The sequence below is a fragment of the Microbacterium gilvum genome, from assembly GCF_039543865.1.
GTDB classification, from domain to species: Bacteria; Actinomycetota; Actinomycetes; order Actinomycetales; family Microbacteriaceae; genus Microbacterium; species Microbacterium gilvum.
Genome location: NZ_BAABKO010000005.1, coordinates 351,656 through 371,894, shown reverse-complemented (window position 1 = coordinate 371,894; position 20,239 = coordinate 351,656). Strand labels below are relative to the sequence as shown.

Below are 20,239 nucleotides of genomic sequence, written 5' to 3'. Positions count from 1 at the left end.
CTGCGCGAACGCAGAGAGCCCCGGCCGTCGGCCGGGGCTCTCTGCGTTCGCAGGACACGGGATCACTCCTCGTCGTCGCGCTCCTCGCCGTCGCGTTCCTCGCCGTCGGCCTCGAGCTCGTCGGCGTCGAGCTCGTCCGCCTCGAGCTCGTCGGCGTCGAGCTCGTCGATGTCGACGCCGTCGACGTCGCCGGCGTGGAGAGGACGCGACGCCTGCCCGGAGAGGTCGTCGTCGTTCTCGTCGTCCTCGTCCTCGTCCTCGTCCTCATAGGACTCGTCGGCGAGGTCGTCCTCGGACTCGTCCTCGTCCTCGTCGTCGTCCTGCAGGGCCGCCGCCTGCGCGGCCTTGTACTCCTCGAGGCGCACCGACCAGGGCACCCACTCGGGAGCGAGGAGGGCGGCCTCGCCCGGAAGCAGCTCCACCTCGAGCACGGTGGGGTCGGATCCCTCGACGACGGCGAGGGAGACCGTCCAGTACCAGCCGGGATAGCCCGCGAGCCGGTTCTCGAAGCGCAGAGACACGACGCCGTCGGGCTCCACGGCGTACCCCGCGGCGGGGCCCACCGTGTCGGCGGGCGTCACCTCGGCGAGCGCCGCCAGCGCCAGGCCGTGGGCCGCGAGCAGCCGCGCGTCGGGAGTGATCGCGACGTCGCCCGGGTCGGCCGGCTCAGTCATCGAGCTCGTCCGCGACCTTGCGGAGCACGGCCGCGATCTTCCGCCCGTGCGACGACGACGGGTAGCGCCCGCGACGGAGGTCCCCTCCGATGCCGTCGAGGAGCTTCACGAGATCCTCGACGAGCACGGCCATGTCGTCCGCCTTGCGACGCGAGCTCTTGACGAGGCTCGGCGGCGTCTCGAGCACGCGCACGGAGAGCGCCTGCGGGCCCTTGCGCCCGTCCGCGATGCCGTACTCGAGCCGCGATCCCGCCTTCACGACCGTGCCGGCGGGCACGGCGCTCGCGTGGAGGAACACGTCCTCGCCCGCCTCGTCGGGGGTGATGAAGCCAAATCCCTTGTCCTCGTCGTAGAACCTGACCTTGCCGGTGGGCATCGTGAACCTCGCTGAGACCGCTCGAAACGTAGAGAGAGGGATCGTCCGATCCCTCCGTCCCAGCGTACCGCGCGGCCGGGGGCACTATCCTGGTCGGGATGAGCACTCCGCCCCGCGACCAGCCAGCCGTCCGCCGCATCGACCGCGTCCTCGCGTTCATGTCGCTGGGGATCGTGGTGCTGTCGATCGGCTGCTTCCTCGCCGTCATCATCGGCACGTCGTCGGGGGTGGAGGACTTCAGCACGGGGGCCTGGCCGATCGTCTTCGTCGTGCAGATGATCGGTCCGATCATCGCCTTCGCGCTCCTCCTCGCGCTCCTCATCATGAGCTTCATCCGGAGGGGCCGCGCCTCGCGGGCGGACTGACCACCCCGCATGCGCCCCCCTTCCGAGCGCGCGGCACCGTCTCGCCTCGTCCGCTTCGCCTCGCCGCTCGCCCTGCTGGCGGCGATGTGGCTGATCCGCATCGCCGATGATGTTCTCCCCGGTTCGTTCACGGCCTTCGGGCTCCGCTCGTGGGATGCCGCCGGGCTCGTCGGCGTCGTCGTCGGCCCTCTCGTCCACAGCGGATGGCCGCACCTGCTCGCGAACAGCGCGCCCTTCCTCATCCTGGGATGGCTCGTCGCCGTCGAGGGCGCCGCCCGCTTCTGGACGGTCACCGCCGTCGTCGCTCTCGTCGCAGGCGCCGGCACCTGGGTGGTCAACGCGCCGGGCACGGTGACGGTCGGTGCCTCCGGCCTCGTGTTCGGCTACGTCGGCTACATCGTCGCGCGCGTCTTCACGACGGGGCGGATGGCGCACCGCTTCGCCTACGCGATCGTCGCGGTCCTCGTCGTCGCGGTGTACGGCGGCTCCGTGCTGACCGGCGTGCTCCCCCTGCGCGACGGCGTGTCGTGGCAGGCGCACCTCTTCGGCGCGATCGGGGGCGTCCTCGCGGCTGTCGTCCTGCGCCGACGCGGGCGGCCCGCCTCCTCCTGAGAGGGCCCGGCGCATCCGTTCGGGAGTCCGCCGCGAGCGAAATCACGGGGCCGCGCGCGTATTTCCAGCCGGCGCATACCCCGCGCAGACATAATGGGGTCATGACCGCACCGCGCATCCTGGTCGTCGACGACGAGCCGAACATCCGCGACCTGCTCTCGCAGAGCCTGCGATTCGCCGGATTCCAGGTCCGGACCGTCGCCAACGGGGCTCAGACCATCTCGGCCGTGCTCGAGGAGGAACCCGACCTCATCGTGCTCGACGTGATGCTCCCCGACATGAACGGCTTCAGCGTCACGAAGCGGCTGCGCGACGCGGGGTACACCGCGCCCATCATCTTCCTCACGGCGAAGGACGAGACCGAGGACAAGATCAAGGGCCTCAACGTCGGCGGCGACGACTACGTCACGAAGCCGTTCAGCCTCGACGAGATCGTCGCGCGCATCCAGGCGGTGCTGCGCCGCACGATGCAGAACGACGAGGAGGAGTCGGTCATCCGCGCCGGCGAGCTGACGATGGACCAGGACACGCACGACGTCTACGTGGGCGACGAGCAGATCGACCTCAGCCCCACGGAGTTCAAGCTCCTCCGCTACCTCATGCTCAATCCGAACCGCGTCCTGTCGAAGGCGCAGATCCTCGATCACGTGTGGGAGTACGACTTCAACGGCGACGCGGGCATCGTGGAGAGCTACATCTCCTACCTGCGCCGCAAGATCGACCCGCATGCCTCGGAGTCGCTGATCCAGACGAAGCGCGGCTTCGGGTACATGCTGAAGGTCGACAAGGTCTCCTGACCCGCGGACGCGCCGACGGGGCGCGGGAAGGGCGGTGACGGTGGCACGCCGGCCCGATGCGCTCACCCGCTGGTGGCGGCGCGTGAGCCTCCGCGCGAAGGTCACGGGCGTCACCGTGTTCGTGCTCGCCTCGGGTCTGCTCACGACCGGCATCGTCACGGTGCCCATCCTGCATTCGAACCTCGTGCAGAACGTCGAGACGACCGTGCTGCAGTACGCGGAGAGCGGGTCGAGCGTGACCGACCGGCTGTTCGAGCCGATCTGGCGCGCCGCCGACGGCGAGCTGATGGTGCGGGCCGTGGAGCCGGCGGTCGTCACGGAGTTCTTCGTCGCGATCTACGACCGTGACGGCCAGCTGCTGGCTGTCGCGGGGGGCGACGGAGACGACGAACCGCCTGTCTTCCCCGAGGAGCTGCCGCTCGACAAGGCGTTCACCGCGACGAACCACGCCCAGGTGCTGGAGAGCGCCGACGGGCACGGCTTCCGCGGCGCGGTGTCGGTGGAGAGCGTGACGACCGACCGGGGCGAGATCCCCTACTCCCAGGTCGTGGCCCTCCCGCTGTCGACAGTCGACGGCTTCCTCCGCACGTACATCGCGGTCTTCACGATCACCTCGATCGCGACGGTGCTCATCGCGGCGTTCCTCACGCGCGGGCTCGTCACCCTGACCTTCCGGAGGTTCGGCCAGGTCGAGGCGACCGCGATGGAGATCGCGGCAGGCGACTTCAGCCAGCGCATGACCGATATCGAGCCGCGCACCGAGATCGGCCGTCTCAAGATCGCGATCAACACGATGCTCGATCGCATCGACGGCGCCATCGACGAACGCGACGCCACCGTGCAGCAGATGCGGCGCTTCGTCGGCGACGCCAGCCACGAGCTTCGCACGCCGCTCGTGAGCGTACGGGGCTATGCCGAGCTCTACCGGATGGGCGCGCTCCAGGACGAGGAGGCGACGGCGAAGGCGATGGAGCGGATCGAGGCGGAGGCGAAGCGCATGGGCGTCCTCGTCGAGGACCTCCTCGCCCTCACCCGCCTCGACGATCGCCGCGAGGCCCTGCACATCCGCCCCGTCGACCTGCGGCCGATCGCGCACGACGCCGCGCTCGACGTGCGCGCCGCGGAGCCCGGTCGCGAGGTGGCCGTCCTCGACCACACGTACGAGGCGCTCACGGCGCCCATCGAGCTGCCTCTCGATGCCGACCCGACGCCGTCGCGATCGACGGAGGAGTCCCCGCCCGCCGCGCAGAGGCGGCGTCGCGCACCCAGCGGATCGGCGATCGCACGGGCGTCGGCGGCGACGCGTTCCGTGCTGCGACGGCGCCGCCCGGAGCAGCCGGGCGACGCGGACGAGGTCGAGCAGCTGGACATCCCCGTCCTCGCGCCGTCGAAGCCGGTCGCCCTCCCTCCCGTCGTGCTCGGCGAGGAGGACAAGATCCGCCAGGTGGTGGCGAACCTCCTCGGCAACGCGCGGCGGTACAGCGCCCACGACGCCCCCATCCGCATCGAGGTCGGAGTCGACTCCGAGCGCGGGCGCGGATGGATCGCGATCGTCGACCACGGCGAGGGCGTCCCCGAGTCCATTCGCGACAAGGTGTTCCAGCGCTTCTGGCGCGCCGACACGTCGCGCGCACGGGAGACCGGAGGCAGCGGGCTCGGCCTCGCGATCGTCGCGTCGATCGTCGAGTCGCTGCGCGGTTCCGTCGACGTCACCGACACACCGGGGGGCGGCGCGACGTTCCGCGTCTCCCTGCCGTTGGCCGACGCGTACCCCGTGCACCCGGCGGGCCGTGCACAGGGCGCGGCGCCCGGCGCGTCGGACGATCCGGCTGTGGACGCCTGAGGCGCCGCCCGGTCCGGTTCCTAGCGTGGGGAGGGCGCCGTCCGGCGCCCCGCGAAAGGAGCCCCCATGCCCGCATACGTCGTCGACTCCGACGCCCTCATGACGCAGGCCGCGAACATCGACAGCACGCGCGCCCGCATCCAGTCCGACACCGACGCGATGTCGGGGCAGCTCGCCCAGCTGGAGGCGGTGTGGCAGGGGTCGGCGTCCGCCGGCTTCCAGTCCGTGCTGCTGCAGTGGCGCGCCGCACAGCAGAACATGCACGACGCCCTCGCCTCGATCGGCCAGGCCCTCGGCCTGGCGGGCGGCCAGTACGCCGAAGCCGAGCAGTTCTCGGTCGGGATGTTCCGCTGACGCGGACGGCGAAGGGCCCCTCCGAGGAGGGGCCCTTCGTGTGGGACGTCAGCGGATCAGAAGTCCATGCCGCCCGACGGGTCGGCGGGAGCGGCTGCGGCCTTCTCCGGCTTGTCGGCGACGACGGCCTCGGTCGTGAGGAAGAGGCCGGCGATCGACGCGGCGTTCTGCAGCGCGGAGCGCGTGACCTTCGCCGGGTCGATGATGCCCGCGGCGAACAGGTCGACGTACTCGCCCGTGGCGGCGTTCAGGCCCTCGCCCACGGGGAGCTCGGCGACCTTGTTCGCCACGACGCCCGGCTCGAGACCGGCGTTGAGGGCGATCTGCTTCAGCGGAGCCTCGATCGCGACCTTGACGATGTTCGCACCGGTGGCCTCGTCGCCCGAGACCTCGAGGGTCTCGAACGCGACCTTGCCGGCCTGGATGAGCGCGACGCCGCCACCGGGGACGACGCCCTCCTCGACGGCCGCCTTCGCGTTGCGGACGGCGTCCTCGATGCGGTGCTTGCGCTCCTTCAGCTCGACCTCGGTGGCCGCGCCCGCCTTGATGACGGCGACGCCGCCGGCGAGCTTGGCGAGGCGCTCCTGGAGCTTCTCGCGGTCGTAGTCGCTGTCGGTGTTCTCGATCTCGCGACGGATCTGCGTGACGCGACCCTCGATCTGCGCGGCGTCGCCCGCACCCTCGACGATGGTGGTCTCGTCCTTGGTGATGATGACCTTGCGCGCACGGCCGAGCAGGTCGAGGTCGGTGTTCTCGAGCTTGAGGCCGACCTCCTCCGTGATGACCTGGCCGCCCGTGAGGATGGCGATGTCCTGGAGCTGCGCCTTGCGGCGGTCGCCGAAGCCGGGGGCCTTGACGGCGACCGACTTGAAGATGCCGCGGATCTTGTTGAGCACGAGCGTCGCGAGCGCCTCGCCCTCGACGTCCTCGGCGATGATGACGAGCTCCTTGCCCGACTGGATCACCTTGTCGACGACGGGCAGAAGGTCCTTGATGTTCGAGATCTTCTGGTTCGCGATGAGGATGTACGGGTCCTCGAAGACCGCCTCCTGGCGCTCCGGGTCCGTGACGAAGTAGGGGTTGAGGTAGCCCTTGTCGAAGCGCATGCCCTCCGTGAGCTCGAGCTCGGTGCCGAAGGCCTGGGCCTCCTCGACCGTGACGACGCCCTCCTTGCCGACCTTGTCGATGGCCTCGGCGATGAGCTCGCCGATCGACGTGTCGGCGGCGGAGATCGATGCCGTCGCAGCGATCTGCTCCTTCGACTCGATCTCCTTCGCCGAAGCGAGCAGCTGGTCGGTGACGGCCTTGACGGCCTTCTCGATGCCGCGCTTGAGGCTGATCGGGTCGGCACCGGCTGCGACATTGCGGAGGCCCTCGCGGACCAGGGCCTGCGCGAGCACGGTGGCCGTCGTCGTGCCGTCGCCGGCGACGTCGTCGGTCTTCTTCGCGACCTCCTTGACGAGCTCCGCGCCGATCTTCTCGTACGGGTCGTCGAGCTCGATCTCCTTCGCGATCGAGACGCCGTCGTTCGTGATCGTGGGAGCGCCCCACTTCTTCTCGAGCACGACGTTGCGACCGCGCGGGCCGAGCGTCACCTTGACGGCGTCGGCCAGCGTGTTGAGGCCGCGCTCGAGGCCGCGGCGGGCCTCCTCGTCGAAAGCGATGATCTTTGCCATGGGTTTCTCGTCCCTCCCGGGCGTAGGCGTATGGGGTTAGCACTCGCCATACGGGAGTGCTAACAAGCATTTTGGCACTCGACCCCATCGAGTGCAAGCCGGTCGGCGTCACCGGCCGACACACGCCGAAGCGCCCCGCGATCGGGTCGCGGGGCGCTTCGGGACGACGGGTGCGCGCGGCTCAGACGGGGCGCACGGTCTCGGCCTGGGGGCCCTTCTGGCCGGCGCCGACGGTGAACTCGACGGACTGGCCCTCCTCGAGCACTCGGAAGCCGCTCATCTCGATGTTCGAGTAGTGCACGAACACGTCCTGGCTGCCGTCGGCGACGGTGATGAAGCCGTAGCCCTTCTCGGCGTTGAACCACTTGACGGTGCCCTGGGTCATGGCGATCACTCCTGTAGCGGGGATGGAACTGGAGCGATCGTATCCGCGCGATTCCGCGTCAGGATGCGGATCCCGGCACCTTTGACACGGGCGACGCGGGACGTTTACCCGGCGGTAACACGGTCGAGGCCGATGACCACGGTGAGCTCCTTGGAGCCCTCAGCCTGGTACTCGGTGCTCTGCACGACCTCGGCCTGGCCGATCGCGTCGGCGAGGCCGCGCGCAGCCGCCTCGTCGTCGTCGGACGCGTAGTAGACGGTCGTCGTCTCGAAGTCGGTGGCCGACGACGCCGACGCCGACACGGAGCCCTCGGCGAAGCCGGCGTCGACGATCTGCTGCGCGACCTCGTTCTCCAGTCCCTCCGTCGCCGTCCCGTTCAGGACGAGCACGCTGTACGAGGTGTCGAGCGCGGCATCGGCCGTCGGCACGGGCTCGGCCGCGGTGTTCTCGGGCACGGTGATGGCGCCCTGCTGCGAGAGCACGAGGAACCCGAGTATGCCGGCGATGACGAGCACGGCCGTCGCGACGGCCGCCCATCCGACCACCACTCCCGCCCGCATGCCGGGGTGCTCGGCCCGGTGCGCGCCGACGCGGCCGCTCTCGTGCGCGATCTCGTCGAAGCGGTCGCGAGGATGGGTCGTGGGCATCCCCCGATGCTATCCGGCGGACTTCGGGATCAGCTGGTGGCGCCCAGGCGCCGCGCCGTCCGCTCGTCGCGCAGGCGCCGGAGGCGGCGGACGAGGAGCGGGTCGGCGGCGAGCGCGGCCTCCGTGTCGATGATCCGGCCGAGCAGCTGGTAGTAGCGCGCAGGGCTGAGGCCGAGCCGCGACCGGATCGCCTCCTCCTTGGCGCCGCCGTGCCAGGGCCACTCGGCCTCGAACGCGAGGATCGCGCTCTCGCGGGCGGTGAGGACCGGGACGGGCATGGATCGAGCGTACGTCCCGTGCGCGGTCGCGCCGTTCAGGCGCGCCAGCTCACCCACGCCCCGAGCGGATCCGCCGCGGCGAGCACCTCGCCGTCGAGCGCGACCGCGAAGCCCCCCGGCCACGCGTCCTCGTCGATGGGGCGATCCCATCCGTCGTGGAGGCCCGGCTGGTCCATCGTGAGCCACCTGGCGTCGAGCGAGCGGATGGCGGCGATGAGGGCGGAGCGTCGCGCACGCGGGAGATACGGCAGGACGCCGGGCGTCGACACGACGAGCGTCGCGTCGCGCGGAGCGCCGTCCGCGACCTCGGCCAGGAGATCGGCGTCGCCCGCGTCGCCCGCGATGAGAAGCGGCGGATCGTCGGCCACGATGTCGAGGGCCGCCGCGATGCGCGCCGCCCTCCCCTGCTCGCCCGGCCACACGAGACCCGTCAGCCACGCCCTGTCCGACGCGTCGCGGGCGTCGCGGGGGGCGAGGTCGATCCCCGCGCGCCAGACGACGTCGGGGAGCCGCAGCGCGGGGGCGCCGTCGAGCCGCGCCTCCAGCACGACCGGGCTGTCGCCGCACTCGATCGGACCCGCCGCCGTCTCGTACCGGTACGCGTAGCGGTCGGGATACAGGCACAGGCCGGCCGACGCCCCGAGCTCCAGGAGGGCGATCGGCCCCTCGATGCGCGAGAGGGCGGGCAGCAGCGCCGCACATCGCAGCGGCTCGTTGGTCTGCAGGCTGCGCCGGCCGCACTCGGCCACCACCTCGTCGGCGCGGGTGCGCACGAACGACGCCCAGTCCGCGGCGGGACCGGGGCGCGCGCCCAGCAGCCGCGTCACGGCGAAGACGAGCGGCGGCTGCCGGTGCGGTGCGGGGATGCGCGCGACGACGGCGGCGAGCTCTGGATCGGAGGCGACCGCCCGAGCCCAGGCGCCGTACACGTCGGATCGGCCCGGCGCCTCCTCCGCGGCGAATCGGGCGTACCGCTCGACCACCCGCGCGACATCGTCCATCCGCCCATTGTCTCCTGCGTATCGTCTCCCGCGCAGCGCGGCCGGAGCGGAGCCGGCGTGCGCGCACGGCACTATCCTGGAGGCATGTCGTACGAGGTGGAGAAGTCCGAGGCCGAATGGCGTGAGCAGCTGTCGCCGGAGCAGTACGCGGTGCTGCGCGAGGCCGGCACGGAGCGGCCGTGGACGGGCGAGCTGCTCGACGAGGAGCGCGCGGGCCTCTACACGTGCGCCGCGTGCGGATCGGAGCTCTTCCGGAGCGGCACCAAGTTCGACTCGCACTGCGGCTGGCCGAGCTTCTACGAGTCGATCCGGCCCGAGGCCGTGCAGCTGCTCGACGACACGAGCCACGGAATGGTGCGCACCGAGGTGCGCTGCGCCAACTGCGGCTCGCACCTGGGCCACGTCTTCCCCGACGGCTTCGGCACCCCCACGGGCGACCGCTACTGCATGAACTCGCTCTCGCTGGACTTCACCCCCGAGGCCTGATCCCGTGGGCTCCGCTCTCGAGGCCGCTCGGGCGCGGCGCTCCTGGTCGAAGGTGACGGACACCGCCCCCACACGCGAGCAGCTGCTCCCGCTCGTCGCCGCTGCGGGGCGCGTCGCCGACCATTCGAACCTCACGCCATGGCGCCTCATCGAGCTGCGCGGGGAGGACCGGATGGCGCTCGGCGCCGCGATCGGCGCGGCGACGGGCGATGGTCCCTCCGCGAAGCCGCTGCGCGCGCCGCTGCTCATCGCCGTCGTGTCGAGCCCCCGGCCTTCCGACAAGGTGCCCGAGTGGGAGCAGGAGGCCGTCGCCTCGGGCGTGGCCCACGTCCTGAGCCTCCTCCTGGACGAGGCGGGCTGGGGCGTGATGTGGCGCACGGGCGCATTCGTGCGCGCACCCGAGGTCGCGCGGGCGCACGGGCTCACGCGGCGGGAGAAGCTCCTCGGCTGGCTGTACGTGGGCGGGCGCCCTCCGCGCGACCGAGACGGCTTCCGGGCCGGCGTGGATCCCGAGCGCATGCTCGGGCAGATGCCCGCCGCGGGCTAGCGCCGACGGACGCGCAGCGCCGCGACGACCACGCCCGCGGCCGCGAGCAGCACGGTCAGACCGCGCTGCCACAGGGCGGGCGGCGCTGCCGGCGGCCACACGAGGTCGAGAACCACGGATGCCGAGAGCAGGCCGAGCACCGACCCCAGGGTCATCAGCAGGACGCCCGTGCGCGGGGTGAGCGCCGCCGAGATGAAGATGTACGACACGCCCAGCGCCCCGCCCAGGTAGATCCACGGCTCGGCGGGGGCCGGAGCGGGCGGCCCGACGAGGATGACGTGGCCCAGCGCGGCGATGCCCAGCAGGAGGGTGCCGCCCGCGAAGTTGACGAGCGTCGCGGTGAGCGCCGACCCGATCCGCTGCCGCAGGCGACCGTTCGTCGCGGTCTGCCACGCGACGCCCGCGCCGACCAGGAACGGCAGGACGAGCATCCACAGGGGCGTGCGCGCGACAGCATCTCCCGTGAGCGACACGGCGACGGCCGCGAGCACGAGGACGGCCCCGCCCACGCGCGGCAGCGTGACGGGTGCCGCGCCCGCGGGGCTGTAGCCGATCCGGTCGAGGACGAGCCCGTGCACCGTCTGACCCGCGATCATCCCCACCGAGAACATCGCGACGCCGATGACGGCGACCGTGAGGCTCTGCGTCGCGACGCTGAAGGCGCCGGCGGCGCCACCCGCAAGGAGCCACCACGGCAGCCGCCCCTCGGAGACCGCGGTGCGCAGGGCGCGGAGCCCCGCCCGGCCGGCGGGCAGCGCGAGCGAGAGGACGAGGAGGATCGCGAACCCCGAGCCGAACGACACGAACGCCGCGACGAGGCCCGCGTCGAGGGCGGCACCGAGCTGGCCGTTGACGCGCGCCTGGATCGCAGTGAGCGCGCCCACCGCGACGGCGCCGGCGACGGCGCCCGCGGCTCCCAGGGTCGTGCGCGCCGAGGAGCCCACCATGCGCTCCCTCCGCTCGCCCTCCGCCATCCTATGCGGGGGCGGTCTGCGCGACGCGGGAGCCGTCTGCCGGGGCCCCGCGGTCGCGCCGGGGCGCCGCCGGGCGACGCGGATCGGGGACGACGCCGTCAGGCGCGGGTGCGGCGGATGGCGCGGCGGGCAGGTCGGCGCGAGCCGGGGGACTCGAGCGCGGCGAGCGCCGAGGCGAGCGACGCGAAATCGCCGACGCGGCGCCCTCTGCGGTCGTGGGCGATGTGACGGCGGCCGTCGACCTCGACGAACCCCGCGTACTCGCCGCCGTGCGTCGCGACGAAGACGTCGTCTGCCGCCTGCTTCCACGCGAGCGGCTCGCCGGTATGGTGATGGTCTTCCAGGGGTGCGGTGTGCACGGGTGTCTCTTCTCGTCTCAGGACGCGGCGGATCGACCGCGATCGGCGCTCGGGGCGGCATCCGGGCGCGTCTGCGCGACCGGGCCGGCAACGGGCCCCGAGCGGTGCTCTCGGCGGCGCCGTGAGCGGCGCGCGTCGCGAGTGCTCCCCGAGTCTACCTGGTCCGACCGGACGGGGCGCTGTCGGAGGGTCGCCGTACGGTGGAGGTTCCCCCGTCCCGACGCCGCGACGACCATCCGCACCACCCGAGGACCACCGCATCATGATGGGAACCTCCCACGCCGTCGGCGGCGCCGCCGCCTGGCTGGCGCTCACGGCGACCGCCCTGCCGTCGCTCGGCGTCCATCCGCTCCCGCCCGAGGCCGTCCTCCTCGGGCTCCCCGTCGCCGCGGGAGCCGCGCTCCTCCCCGACGCCGACCATCCGAGCGCCACGATCGCCCACTCGGTGCCCGTCGCCGGGCGCGTCGCCGCGGGCGTGCTCGGCGCCGTGTCGGGCGGGCACCGGAAGGGGATGCACTCGCTCCTCGCGGTCGTCGCGGTGCTGCTCGGGACGCGGGCCCTCGCCCAGGTCGACGCCGGCTCCTTCCACCTCGGCGTCGCCCTCGTCGTGACGGCGTGCACGGCGTACGGCCTCAAGGTGCTGCGCATCGCGCGCCGCTGGCCCGCCGCGTGGGCGTCGGGTGCGGCCTTCGGGATCGTCCTCGGCGTGCTCGCCCCCGAGCGGATGGCCTGGCTGCCGTGGTGCGTCGGCGCCGGCTACCTCGCGCACCTCGTCGGCGACCTCCTCACGACGGGCGGCGTGCCGCTGCTCTGGCCCGTCCGCGTGCGGGCTCCCCGGTGGGCGCGGCGCGCGCCGGTCCTCCGGCGCATCTGGCTGCGCTCCGGCGCCGTCGCCGTGCCGCTCGTCGGCGACACCGGATCGTGGCGCGAGCAGGCCGTGTTCGTCGCGCTCGGCGCCTACGTCGTGTGGGGCGCGTGCGCGGAGGCGGTCGCCGCGGCGGCGTAGGCACCGCCGCGGCGGTGCCTCACAGGTCGAACTTCTCGTTCTCGCTGCCGCCGCCCGGGTGCTCGCCCGTGACCTTCGCGGTGAGGAACGCGATGGCGGTGGCGATGCGGCCTCCCGGGCTGTCCCAGTACTCGCCGCTGAACGCGGTCACGCGGATGATCGTCGCGTCCGACGCCTCCGGCCCGTCGGGGAACCAGGCGTCGACAGAGGGCGACCACAGGTCTCGGAGCCGTTCGACGTCGTCGACGACCTCGGCCTCGCCCGACAGCGACAGCCATGCGTCGTCGGAGCTGAACGACACCCCCACCGTGGGATCGTGGCGGACGTGATCCACGACCGATGCGTGCGCGCCGACGATGAACCACAGGTCGCCGTCCGATTCGTGCTCCTGCACGGTGAGCGGATGGGCGACGAGGGAGCCGACATCGTTCCTCGTCGTGATCATGGCGAAGCGGAATCGCTTCAGGAGCTCGTTGAGCTTGTCGAGCTCGGACGGGTTCGCGGACATGGTCCTCCTCAGATCGGGGAGGTTCCATCCCACGCGGCCGAGGCGGGCTGCGCCATCCGTTGACACTCGCGGACGGATGTGCTGACGTCCGAAGGTGCCGGCTGCGGGGCTCGAACCCACGACCCCCTGTTTACAAGACAGGTGCTCTACCAACTGAGCTAAGCCGGCGTGACCCCGCAGGGCCGTGAAAAGCATACCGTCGGGCGTGCGGCCGTCCGGCTACTCGGCAGGAGCCTCGGTCTCCGCAGGAGCCTCGGTCTCGGCAGGAGCCTCGGTCTCGGCAGGAGCCTCGGTCTCCGCGGGAGCGTCCGTGGCCTCGGGCGTCGGTGTCGACGTCGAATAGTAGGCCTCGCTCGAGACCGTGAGCACGAACTGCGCGAACTCGGCGGGGTCGTCGAGGGCGCCCGCGTAGAGGCGGCCGTTGACGAGCACCATGGGGGCGCCTGACAGCTCGACGCCGTCCGTGTCGGGGAGCGGCTCCTCGAGCGCGAGCTGCGTCGTGTCGCTCGCCCACGCGACGAAGTCCTCCTCCGCGATGCAGTCGGCGACCTCGTCCGAGCCCGCTCCCGCCTCCGCCGCGCGCGCGGCGAGCTCCTCGTCGGTGTAGCCGTCGCCGTCGGCGGCCGGCTGGTCCACGAGCAGCGCGTGGTTGTAGGCGACGGCGGCCTCGGGCGCGTACGTGCGGACGCACGCGACGGCGGCCGCGGCGCGGATCGAGTACTTCGTGCCGTTCGACTTGGAGGTGAGGAGCGCGACCGGGTGGTACGCCAGGTCGGCGGCGCCCTCGGAGACCCACTCGGCGAGCTGCGCCGCGTTCGTCTCCTCGAACTGGCCGGAACCCTCCGACAGGTAGTCGACGTAGATCCGGATGCTCACGGCGGAGGCCGACGAGGTCTCCTCCTCCGGCGCGGAGGTCGGCGTCGCGCTCATCGTCCCGAGCGCACCGGCCGCCATCGAGGACAGGTCGTCGCCGTCGCCGACGGCGATGCCGCCGTCGTCGAGGTTCTCGGGGCTGAGCGTGGGCCTGTTGACGGCGGGCACGACGACGCTCGTCACGGCGAACGCGATCGCCGCGACGCCCGCGACGATCGCGAGCACCACCGCCCCCCGCCGCAGCACCTTCGCCCGCGTCTGCTTCGCCTTCACCTGCTGCGCCTTCTCGCGCACCGCGTCTCGTCGCTCGCTGCCCGCGGGAACGATCGGATTCTCGTCCGTCATCGAATGCCTGCACTCCCCTTCGCCGCCATGGTGTCGCGGCGGTCGACCCGTCGATGGTAGAGCGCGTCTCTGGGAAATACCCACCCGGACCGCGCCGCTGGCACCCGGCGACCGGGATCAGCAAGCGATTTCCCCGCGCGGGCCGATTCGATGGCATACTGGCCCGAGGCCCAATGACGGGCTCAGCGGCGGCTCACCCCGTCGCTCCCTCACAACGGATCGTCCGGCACGTACCTGCCGGTGAAGGAGAACAGAAGATGGCTACTGTCACTTTCGACGACGCGACGCGCCTCTACCCGGGCGGCACGCGTCCCGCGGTCGACAAGCTCAACCTCGAGATCGCGGATGGCGAGTTCCTCGTCCTCGTCGGCCCCTCCGGCTGCGGAAAGTCGACCTCGCTGCGCATGCTCGCGGGCCTGGAAGAGGTCAACGACGGCCGCATCCTCATCGGCGACCGCGACGTCACGGACGTCCCGCCGAAGGACCGCGACATCGCGATGGTGTTCCAGAACTACGCCCTCTACCCCCACATGACGGTCGCCGAGAACATGGGCTTCGCGCTCAAGATCGCCGGCGTCAGCAAGGACGAGCGCGCCAAGCGCGTGCTCGAGGCGGCGAAGCTCCTCGACCTCGAGCAGTACCTCAACCGCAAGCCGAAGGCCCTCTCGGGCGGTCAGCGCCAGCGCGTCGCGATGGGCCGCGCGATCGTCCGCGAGCCGCAGGTGTTCCTCATGGACGAGCCGCTGTCGAACCTCGACGCCAAGCTCCGCGTGCAGACCCGCACGCAGATCGCGTCGCTGCAGCGCCGCCTCGGCGTCACGACGGTCTACGTCACGCACGACCAGACCGAGGCGCTCACGATGGGCGACCGCATCGCGGTCCTCAAGGACGGCCTCCTCCAGCAGGTCGGCACGCCTCGCGACCTGTACGAGAAGCCGCGCAACGTGTTCGTCGCCGGCTTCATCGGCTCGCCGGCCATGAACCTGTTCCCGGCCGACATCGTCGAGGGCGGCGTGCGCTTCGGCACCAAGGTCATCCCCGTCGAGGCCGCGGCGCTCAACAAGGCGCACGGCTCCAAGGTCACCGCGGGCGTCCGCCCCGAGGACTTCATCGTCGGCCCTGCGGGCGGCGACGGTCTCGCGGTCAAGGTGGACCTCGTCGAGGAGCTCGGCGCCGACGGCTACCTCTACGGCCACGTGGAGGGATCCGACGCGCAGATCGTCGCGCGCGTCGACGGCCGCGTGCACCCCTTCGCGGGCGACACGGTGTCGCTCGTCCCGACGCCCGACCACATCCACGTGTTCGACATCGAGACCGGCGACCGCCTCCTCGACAAGGCGATCGCCTCGGCGTAAGCATCGTCTGCCGGCCGCGGCGCGGACGAGCCACCCGGCTCGTCCGCGCCGCTGCCGTTTCGAGGGAAGATCGTCGCATGGCCGATTCGCTCCGCATCACCGCCGCCGAGATCGATCCGCAGCTCCTCACGCTGCCGTGGCGCACGAAGCTCGCCGACTGGCCGAGCAGCGCGATCGTGAAGCTCCCGAAGGGCATCTCGCGGCACATCGTCCGCTTCAGCGAGCTGTCGGGGATGGTCATCGCCGTCAAGGAGACGACGGCGCAGATGGCGCACCGCGAGTACGAGCTGCTCGGCGCCCTGCAGCGCCTCGAGGTGCCGTGCGTGCGGCGGGTCGCGGTGATCGACGGGCGGACGGACGCGTCCGGCGCCCCCCTCCCCGCCGCGCTCGTCACGGCGCACCTGAAGTTCTCCATGCCGTATCGGGCGCTGTTCACCCAGACGCTGCGCCCCGACACCGCGACGCGGCTCGTCGACGCGCTCGCCCTGCTCCTCGTCCGCGTCCACAAGGTCGGATTCCGCTGGGGCGACGTCTCGCTCTCCAACACGCTCTTCCGCAGGGACGCCGGAGCGTTCGCCGCCTACCTCGTGGACGCCGAGACGGGCGATCTCTACGAGGGCGGCCTCACGGACGGCCAGCGTGCGCACGACATCGACATCGCGCGCACGAACATCGCCGGCGAGATCATGGACCTGGAGGCGGGAGGGCGCGTCGAGATCGGCGTCGACGCCGTCGAGGTCGCCGATCAGCTCGTCGCGACCTACGGAGAGCTGTGGTCGGCGCTCACCGCATCCGAGACGTTCGCGCTCGACGAGACCTGGCGCATCACGGAGCGGGTGCGCCGGCTCAACGACCTCGGGTTCGACATCGACGAGATGACCATCCAGACCGATCCCGATGGAACGCGGGTGTCGATCCAGCCGAAGGTCGTCGACGCGGGTCACCACCGCCGTCGGCTGCTGCGCCTCACGGGCCTCGACGCCGAGGAGAACCAGGCGCGCCGCCTCCTCAACGACCTCGACGAGTACCGCTCGCGCATCGCGCGCTCGCGCGATGAGGAGGTCGCCGCGCACGAGTGGGTGACGCGCGTGTTCGAGCCCGTCGTGCGGGCCATTCCCTACGAGCTGCGTGCGAAGCTCGAGCCGGCCGAGGTGTTCCACCAGGTGCTCGAGCACCGCTGGCACCTCTCCCGAGCGCGCGGCGGCTCGGTGCCGCTCGCGGAGACGCTGTCTGGCTACATCCGCGACGTGCTGCGCCATCGCCGCGACGAGGCGACGATCATGGGCCCGCTCACCGAGACGATGACGGTGCCCGTCCAGACCGCGTCCGAGGGCCGCGACTGGCGCGATCTCGTCTGAGGCGGCGCCCGCCCGGAGCGGTCCGCTCCGGGCGGCGCGGCTCAGGCGCCGCGGATCGTCGCGACCTGGTACAGCGCGACCGACGCGGCGATGCCGGCGTTGAGCGACTCGGTCACGTCGGAGATCGGGATCGACACGACCTGGTCGCAGTTCTCCGTCACGAGGCGCGACAGGCCCTTCCCCTCGCTGCCGACGACGATCACGACGGGACGGTCGGCGAGCTCGATGGCGGGGAGCGACACGTCGCCGTCGCCGTCGAGCCCGAGCACGAAGAGGCCCTGCTTCTTGAACTCCTTGAGCGTCGTCGTGAGGTTCGGGGCGATCGCGACGGGGATGCGCGCCGCGGCGCCCGCGCTCGTCTTCCAGGCCGCGGAGTTCACGCCGGCCGATCGGCGCTGCGGCACGATGACGCCGTGTCCGCCGAACGCGCCCGTCGAGCGGATGATCGCGCCCAGGTTGCGGGGGTCCGTGATGCCGTCGAGCGCCACGAACAGCGGGGTCTCGCCGCGGTCCACGACCTCCTCGAGGAGGTCCTGCGGGTGCGCGTACTCGTACGGGGGCACCTTCAGGGCGACGCCCTGGTGGACGCCGTCGAAGCCGGCCATCCGGTCGAGCTCGGGACGCGTCACCTCGAGCACGGGGATCTCCCGGTTGCGGGCGATCGCGAGCATCTCCTTGACGCGGTCGTCCATCTCGACGCGCTGCGCGACGTACAGCGCCGTCGCGGGGATCTTCGCCCGCAGCGCCTCGAGCACGCTGTTGCGGCCGGTGACGTTCTCGGTGTCGTCCTTCGGGCGCGACGAGCGCTGCTGCGCGGGCTTCTGGCCGCCTCCGCGCTTCGCGGCGAGGCGGTCGGCCGCCTGCTTGCGCTTGTGCGCGACGTGGTACGGGCGGTCCTCCGCCTTCGGCGTCGGGCCCTTCCCCTCGAGCGAACGGCGGTTCTTGCCGCCTGTGCCCTTCGTGGGGCCCTTCTTGCCCTTCGCGGCGCCGGGTCGTCCTGGCTTAACCATCGATGCTCCAAGTGGTTCCGTGTGCGGTGTCCTCGAGCACGACTCCCGCGCGCGCGAACAGGTCGCGGATGCGGTCGGCGCTCGCCCAGTCCTTCGCGGCTCGCGCATCCGCGCGCTGCTCGAGAAGCTGCTCGACGAGCGTGTCGAGGGTGGTCTGCGCGGCGCTCGCGGCGCCGCCTGCGGGGATGGCCGCGCCCAGCGGATCGAGCCCCAGCACATCCATCATGGCGGACACGGCTGTGAACGCGCCCCGCACCGCCGCCTCGTCGCCCGCGTCGAGCGCGGTGTTGCCGGCGCGCACGGCCTCGTGCACCGCCGCGAGGGCCTGCGGGACGCCGAGGTCGTCGTCCATGGCGCGCACGAAGGCCTCCGGCAGGGGCGCCGTCGTCCGCTCGCCGCCTGCGACCCGGAGAGCGCGCACGAGGAATCCGCGGATGCGGTCGAGCGCCGCCCCCGCCTCCTCCATCGCCCGATCGGAGATGTCGAGGCTGGAGCGGTAGTGCGCGGCGAGCAGCCCGTACCGCGCCGTCTGCGCCGGCCACCGAGCCAGGAAGTCGGCGGCGAGCGTGAAGTTCCCGAGCGACTTCGACATCTTCTGCCCGTCGACCGTGACGAGGCCGTTGTGCACCCAGTAGCGGGCGAAGGCGTCGCCTGCCGCCGTCGACTGGGCGAGCTCGTTCTCGTGATGCGGGAACCGCAGGTCGAGCCCGCCGCCGTGGATGTCGAACTCGGCGCCGAGGTAGCGCCGCGACATCGCGGAGCACTCGATGTGCCATCCGGGGCGCCCCGCCCCCCACGGCGACGCCCACACGGCGTCCGCGGGCTCGCCCGGCTTCGCGCCCTTCCACAGGGCGAAGTCGTGCGGGTCGCGCTTGCCGCGCGGGTCGGCGTCGGCGGCGTCCTCCATGGCGTCCACGGACTGGCGGGTGAGGGCGCCGTACGCCTCCCACGAGCGCACGTCGAAGTAGACGTCGCCCTCCGCGGCGTACGCATGCCCGCGCTCGATGAGCTCGGAGATGATCTCCTGCATCTGCGGGATGGACGCCGTCGCGCGCGGCTCGTACGTGGGCGGGAGGATGCCGATCGCGGCATACGCCGCCGTGAACTCCTGCTCCATGCGGTACGCGAGCGCCCACCACGGCTCATCCGCCGTCGCGTTCGCGATCACCTTGTCGTCGATGTCCGTCACGTTGCGGACGAACGTCACCCGCCCGTGGCGATGCGCCAGCCACCGCCGCAGCACGTCGAACGCGAGCGCTCCGCGCAGGTGCCCGATGTGGGGGCCCGACTGCACGGTCGGCCCGCACACGTACATCGTCACGTTCTCCGGGTCGAGAGGCGCGAAGTCGCGCAGCGCCTGCGCGCGGGTGTCGTACAGCCGGAGGGTCACGGTCCCAGACTACTGGCCCGGACCCGTCCGCCCCGGTGCCGCCGCCGTCTCCCCCGCAGCCGCGCACGACGACATGCGCACGACACATCCGACCGGGTAGAAAGGCAGGATGCTCCCCGTGCTCGCCGTGCTCGCCGCGGCGGTGCTCTTCGGCACGACGGGGACGACCCAGGCGCTCGGACCGGACGACACCACGCCGCTCGGCGTGGGAGCGGTGCGCCTCGTCGTGGGAGGCGTCGCGCTCGCCCTCGTCGCGCTCGCGGCGATGCGTGCGCGCCGGTCCGGCGTGCCGCCGTGGTCGAGACGCGCCGTCCTCCTCATGGTCGTCGCAGGGCTCTGCCTGTTCGCCTACCAGCCGCTGTTCTTCCTCGGCGCCGCCGTGAACGGCGTCGCGGTCGGCACCGTGATCGCGCTGGGCTCGTCGCCCGTCATCGCGGGACTGCTGGAGTGGGGTCTCACGCGGCGCCCCCCGGGGGCGCTGTGGCTCGCGGCGACGGCGCTCGCGACGACGGGCGTCGCCCTCCTCGCCGCGGGCGGCGGCGCGGACGCCGCACCCGACGCGGTCGGGATCGCGGCGTCTGTCGGCGCCGGCGCGTCGTTCGCGGTCTTCGCCGTCGTCCAGCGACGGCTCCTCGACGGCGGATGGCCCCCGCTCGTGGTCATGGGCGGAGCGGGCCTCGTCTCGGCGGTCCCCGCCCTCGCGCTGCTGCCCACCCAGGAGCTCGACTGGCTCGCCCGGCCCGACGGCATCGGCCTCGCCCTGTGGCTCGGGCTCGGCGCGACGGCCCTCGCGTACACGGCGTTCACGTGGGGTCTCGGCGGTCTCACCGCGGGGACGGCCGCGACGCTGACGCTCGCAGAGCCGCTCACCGCGGCCGTGCTCGGCATCGCGGTCCTCGGCGAACGCCTCTCGCCCCTCGGCATCGCGGGCATCGCCGTGCTCGCCGCCGGGCTCCTCCTCCTCGCCGCGGGGTCGCGCCGACCGCGCGCACCCCGCCCCTACGCCCTGGAAGGCTGACG

The 20,239-nt window shown here is 72.3% G+C and carries 24 protein-coding genes and 1 tRNA gene; 11 read left to right on the top strand and 14 right to left on the bottom strand.

Going from position 1 to position 20,239, the window contains the following annotated elements; translation table 11 throughout:
• Positions 1-62: 62 nt before the first annotated feature.
• Both ABD998_RS14830 and ABD998_RS14825 read right to left on the bottom strand, forming a co-directional pair.
• The gene (locus tag ABD998_RS14830) at positions 63-674 is read right to left on the bottom strand and encodes a DUF3027 domain-containing protein (RefSeq protein WP_345440742.1); all 612 of its coding nucleotides are present in this window, start codon (positions 672-674) and stop codon (positions 63-65) included.
• On the bottom strand, positions 667-1,050 hold the full coding sequence (locus ABD998_RS14825; RefSeq protein ID WP_345440739.1) for a cold-shock protein: 384 nt from the start codon (positions 1,048-1,050) through the stop codon (positions 667-669). Before ABD998_RS14825 ends, ABD998_RS14830 begins: the two co-directional genes overlap by 8 nt.
• A 98-nt stretch (positions 1,051-1,148) precedes the next feature.
• Here ABD998_RS14825 and ABD998_RS14820 point away from each other — a divergent pair, with 98 nt between their 5' ends.
• The 5 genes from ABD998_RS14820 to ABD998_RS14800 all read left to right on the top strand — a co-directional run bounded on the left by ABD998_RS14820 (position 1,149) and on the right by ABD998_RS14800 (position 5,021).
• Positions 1,149-1,415, top strand: a complete 267-nt coding sequence (locus ABD998_RS14820; RefSeq protein ID WP_345440736.1) for a multidrug ABC transporter ATPase — start codon at positions 1,149-1,151, stop codon at positions 1,413-1,415.
• A 9-nt stretch (positions 1,416-1,424) separates the two neighbouring features.
• Complete coding sequence (locus ABD998_RS14815; protein ID WP_345440733.1) at positions 1,425-2,027, top strand: rhomboid family intramembrane serine protease; 603 nt, start codon at positions 1,425-1,427, stop codon at positions 2,025-2,027.
• A gap of 101 nt (positions 2,028-2,128) precedes the next feature.
• Positions 2,129-2,824 carry a response regulator transcription factor gene (locus ABD998_RS14810; protein WP_345440730.1) on the top strand — a complete coding sequence of 232 codons (696 nt, stop codon included), beginning with the start codon at positions 2,129-2,131 and terminating at the stop codon, positions 2,822-2,824.
• 40 nt (positions 2,825-2,864) lie between these two features.
• Entirely contained in the window at positions 2,865-4,667 is a 1,803-nt protein-coding gene (locus ABD998_RS14805; protein WP_345440727.1) for a sensor histidine kinase, read from the top strand.
• A gap of 66 nt (positions 4,668-4,733) precedes the next feature.
• Positions 4,734-5,021: a WXG100 family type VII secretion target gene (locus tag ABD998_RS14800; RefSeq protein WP_345440724.1), complete on the top strand. Its 288-nt coding sequence runs from the start codon at positions 4,734-4,736 to the stop codon at positions 5,019-5,021.
• Positions 5,022-5,077: 56 nt separating this feature from the next.
• On the opposite strand, the gene groL is transcribed toward ABD998_RS14800, so the two are convergent.
• The 5 genes from groL to ABD998_RS14775 form a co-directional block, all read right to left on the bottom strand.
• Positions 5,078-6,697, bottom strand: coding sequence for a chaperonin GroEL (gene groL, locus ABD998_RS14795; protein ID WP_345440721.1), 1,620 nt, complete (start codon positions 6,695-6,697; stop codon positions 5,078-5,080).
• Positions 6,698-6,878: 181 nt separating this feature from the next.
• Positions 6,879-7,082 (bottom strand): cold-shock protein, encoded by a 204-nt coding sequence (locus ABD998_RS14790; protein ID WP_345440719.1) that lies wholly within the window; start codon positions 7,080-7,082, stop codon positions 6,879-6,881.
• Between the two features lie 104 nt (positions 7,083-7,186).
• Positions 7,187-7,729, bottom strand: coding sequence for a LytR C-terminal domain-containing protein (locus ABD998_RS14785; RefSeq protein ID WP_345440716.1), 543 nt, complete (start codon positions 7,727-7,729; stop codon positions 7,187-7,189).
• Between the two features lie 29 nt (positions 7,730-7,758).
• The gene (locus ABD998_RS14780) at positions 7,759-8,007 is read right to left on the bottom strand and encodes a DUF3263 domain-containing protein (protein WP_345440713.1); all 249 of its coding nucleotides are present in this window, start codon (positions 8,005-8,007) and stop codon (positions 7,759-7,761) included.
• Positions 8,008-8,042: 35 nt separating this feature from the next.
• Positions 8,043-9,008 (bottom strand): DUF2332 domain-containing protein, encoded by a 966-nt coding sequence (locus ABD998_RS14775; RefSeq protein WP_345440711.1) that lies wholly within the window; start codon positions 9,006-9,008, stop codon positions 8,043-8,045.
• A gap of 84 nt (positions 9,009-9,092) precedes the next feature.
• Between ABD998_RS14775 and msrB the strand changes: the two genes are divergently transcribed.
• Both msrB and ABD998_RS14765 read left to right on the top strand, forming a co-directional pair.
• On the top strand, positions 9,093-9,494 hold the full coding sequence (gene msrB / locus ABD998_RS14770; RefSeq protein ID WP_345440708.1) for a peptide-methionine (R)-S-oxide reductase MsrB: 402 nt from the start codon (positions 9,093-9,095) through the stop codon (positions 9,492-9,494).
• Positions 9,495-9,498: 4 nt separating this feature from the next.
• Positions 9,499-10,041 (top strand): nitroreductase family protein, encoded by a 543-nt coding sequence (locus ABD998_RS14765; RefSeq protein ID WP_345440705.1) that lies wholly within the window; start codon positions 9,499-9,501, stop codon positions 10,039-10,041.
• Here the strand turns inward: ABD998_RS14765 and ABD998_RS14760 are convergent.
• Together ABD998_RS14760 and ABD998_RS14755 are read right to left on the bottom strand one after the other, a co-directional pair.
• Complete coding sequence (locus ABD998_RS14760; protein WP_345440702.1) at positions 10,038-10,988, bottom strand: DMT family transporter; 951 nt, start codon at positions 10,986-10,988, stop codon at positions 10,038-10,040. The two genes, ABD998_RS14765 and ABD998_RS14760, sit on opposite strands and share 4 nt — an antisense overlap.
• A 125-nt stretch (positions 10,989-11,113) precedes the next feature.
• Complete coding sequence (locus ABD998_RS14755; RefSeq protein WP_345440699.1) at positions 11,114-11,374, bottom strand: hypothetical protein; 261 nt, start codon at positions 11,372-11,374, stop codon at positions 11,114-11,116.
• A 262-nt stretch (positions 11,375-11,636) separates the two neighbouring features.
• Between ABD998_RS14755 and ABD998_RS14750 the strand changes: the two genes are divergently transcribed.
• On the top strand, positions 11,637-12,380 hold the full coding sequence (locus ABD998_RS14750) for a metal-dependent hydrolase (RefSeq protein WP_345440696.1): 744 nt from the start codon (positions 11,637-11,639) through the stop codon (positions 12,378-12,380).
• Positions 12,381-12,399: 19 nt separating this feature from the next.
• On the opposite strand, the gene ABD998_RS14745 is transcribed toward ABD998_RS14750, so the two are convergent.
• The 3 genes from ABD998_RS14745 to ABD998_RS14735 form a co-directional block, all read right to left on the bottom strand.
• Positions 12,400-12,888, bottom strand: a complete 489-nt coding sequence (locus tag ABD998_RS14745; protein ID WP_345440693.1) for a pyridoxamine 5'-phosphate oxidase family protein — start codon at positions 12,886-12,888, stop codon at positions 12,400-12,402.
• A 95-nt stretch (positions 12,889-12,983) separates the two neighbouring features.
• A tRNA-Thr gene (locus ABD998_RS14740) sits at positions 12,984-13,056 on the bottom strand.
• 51 nt (positions 13,057-13,107) lie between these two features.
• The gene (locus tag ABD998_RS14735; RefSeq protein ID WP_345440690.1) at positions 13,108-14,106 is read right to left on the bottom strand and encodes a DsbA family protein; all 999 of its coding nucleotides are present in this window, start codon (positions 14,104-14,106) and stop codon (positions 13,108-13,110) included.
• A 257-nt stretch (positions 14,107-14,363) separates the two neighbouring features.
• Between ABD998_RS14735 and ABD998_RS14730 the strand changes: the two genes are divergently transcribed.
• Positions 14,364-15,461 (top strand): ABC transporter ATP-binding protein, encoded by a 1,098-nt coding sequence (locus tag ABD998_RS14730; RefSeq protein WP_345440687.1) that lies wholly within the window; start codon positions 14,364-14,366, stop codon positions 15,459-15,461.
• 77 nt (positions 15,462-15,538) lie between these two features.
• Entirely contained in the window at positions 15,539-16,819 is a 1,281-nt protein-coding gene (locus tag ABD998_RS14725; RefSeq protein WP_345440684.1) for a DUF4032 domain-containing protein, read from the top strand.
• Positions 16,820-16,860: 41 nt separating this feature from the next.
• Here the strand turns inward: ABD998_RS14725 and rlmB are convergent, their stop codons facing one another.
• Both rlmB and cysS read right to left on the bottom strand, forming a co-directional pair.
• A complete protein-coding gene (gene rlmB, locus ABD998_RS14720; protein ID WP_345440681.1) occupies positions 16,861-17,829 on the bottom strand; it encodes a 23S rRNA (guanosine(2251)-2'-O)-methyltransferase RlmB in 969 nt (322 codons plus the stop codon).
• The gene (cysS, locus tag ABD998_RS14715) at positions 17,822-19,219 is read right to left on the bottom strand and encodes a cysteine--tRNA ligase (protein ID WP_345440678.1); all 1,398 of its coding nucleotides are present in this window, start codon (positions 19,217-19,219) and stop codon (positions 17,822-17,824) included. The genes rlmB and cysS overlap by 8 nt, the downstream gene beginning before the upstream one ends.
• A gap of 109 nt (positions 19,220-19,328) precedes the next feature.
• Between cysS and ABD998_RS14710 the strand changes: the two genes are divergently transcribed.
• Positions 19,329-20,237: a DMT family transporter gene (locus ABD998_RS14710; RefSeq protein WP_345440675.1), complete on the top strand. Its 909-nt coding sequence runs from the start codon at positions 19,329-19,331 to the stop codon at positions 20,235-20,237.
• Positions 20,238-20,239 lie beyond the last annotated feature (2 nt).

Bases quoted from the DNA above. Each gene is read 5' to 3' on its own strand.
- ABD998_RS14830 (WP_345440742.1), bottom strand. From the start codon at position 674: ATGACTGAGCCGGCCGACCCGGGCGACGTCGCGATCACTCCCGACGCG.
- ABD998_RS14825 (WP_345440739.1), bottom strand. From the start codon at position 1,050: ATGCCCACCGGCAAGGTCAGGTTCTACGACGAGGACAAGGGATTTGGC.
- ABD998_RS14820 (WP_345440736.1), top strand. From the start codon at position 1,149: ATGAGCACTCCGCCCCGCGACCAGCCAGCCGTCCGCCGCATCGACCGC.
- ABD998_RS14815 (WP_345440733.1), top strand. From the start codon at position 1,425: ATGCGCCCCCCTTCCGAGCGCGCGGCACCGTCTCGCCTCGTCCGCTTC.
- ABD998_RS14810 (WP_345440730.1), top strand. From the start codon at position 2,129: ATGACCGCACCGCGCATCCTGGTCGTCGACGACGAGCCGAACATCCGC.
- ABD998_RS14800 (WP_345440724.1), top strand. From the start codon at position 4,734: ATGCCCGCATACGTCGTCGACTCCGACGCCCTCATGACGCAGGCCGCG.
- groL (WP_345440721.1), bottom strand. From the start codon at position 6,697: ATGGCAAAGATCATCGCTTTCGACGAGGAGGCCCGCCGCGGCCTCGAG.
- ABD998_RS14790 (WP_345440719.1), bottom strand. From the start codon at position 7,082: ATGACCCAGGGCACCGTCAAGTGGTTCAACGCCGAGAAGGGCTACGGC.
- ABD998_RS14785 (WP_345440716.1), bottom strand. From the start codon at position 7,729: ATGCCCACGACCCATCCTCGCGACCGCTTCGACGAGATCGCGCACGAG.
- ABD998_RS14780 (WP_345440713.1), bottom strand. From the start codon at position 8,007: ATGCCCGTCCCGGTCCTCACCGCCCGCGAGAGCGCGATCCTCGCGTTC.
- ABD998_RS14775 (WP_345440711.1), bottom strand. From the start codon at position 9,008: ATGGACGATGTCGCGCGGGTGGTCGAGCGGTACGCCCGATTCGCCGCG.
- msrB (WP_345440708.1), top strand. From the start codon at position 9,093: ATGTCGTACGAGGTGGAGAAGTCCGAGGCCGAATGGCGTGAGCAGCTG.
- ABD998_RS14760 (WP_345440702.1), bottom strand. From the start codon at position 10,988: ATGGTGGGCTCCTCGGCGCGCACGACCCTGGGAGCCGCGGGCGCCGTC.
- ABD998_RS14750 (WP_345440696.1), top strand. From the start codon at position 11,637: ATGATGGGAACCTCCCACGCCGTCGGCGGCGCCGCCGCCTGGCTGGCG.
- ABD998_RS14745 (WP_345440693.1), bottom strand. From the start codon at position 12,888: ATGTCCGCGAACCCGTCCGAGCTCGACAAGCTCAACGAGCTCCTGAAG.
- ABD998_RS14735 (WP_345440690.1), bottom strand. From the start codon at position 14,106: ATGACGGACGAGAATCCGATCGTTCCCGCGGGCAGCGAGCGACGAGAC.
- ABD998_RS14730 (WP_345440687.1), top strand. From the start codon at position 14,364: ATGGCTACTGTCACTTTCGACGACGCGACGCGCCTCTACCCGGGCGGC.
- ABD998_RS14725 (WP_345440684.1), top strand. From the start codon at position 15,539: ATGGCCGATTCGCTCCGCATCACCGCCGCCGAGATCGATCCGCAGCTC.
- rlmB (WP_345440681.1), bottom strand. From the start codon at position 17,829: ATGGTTAAGCCAGGACGACCCGGCGCCGCGAAGGGCAAGAAGGGCCCC.
- ABD998_RS14710 (WP_345440675.1), top strand. From the start codon at position 19,329: ATGCTCCCCGTGCTCGCCGTGCTCGCCGCGGCGGTGCTCTTCGGCACG.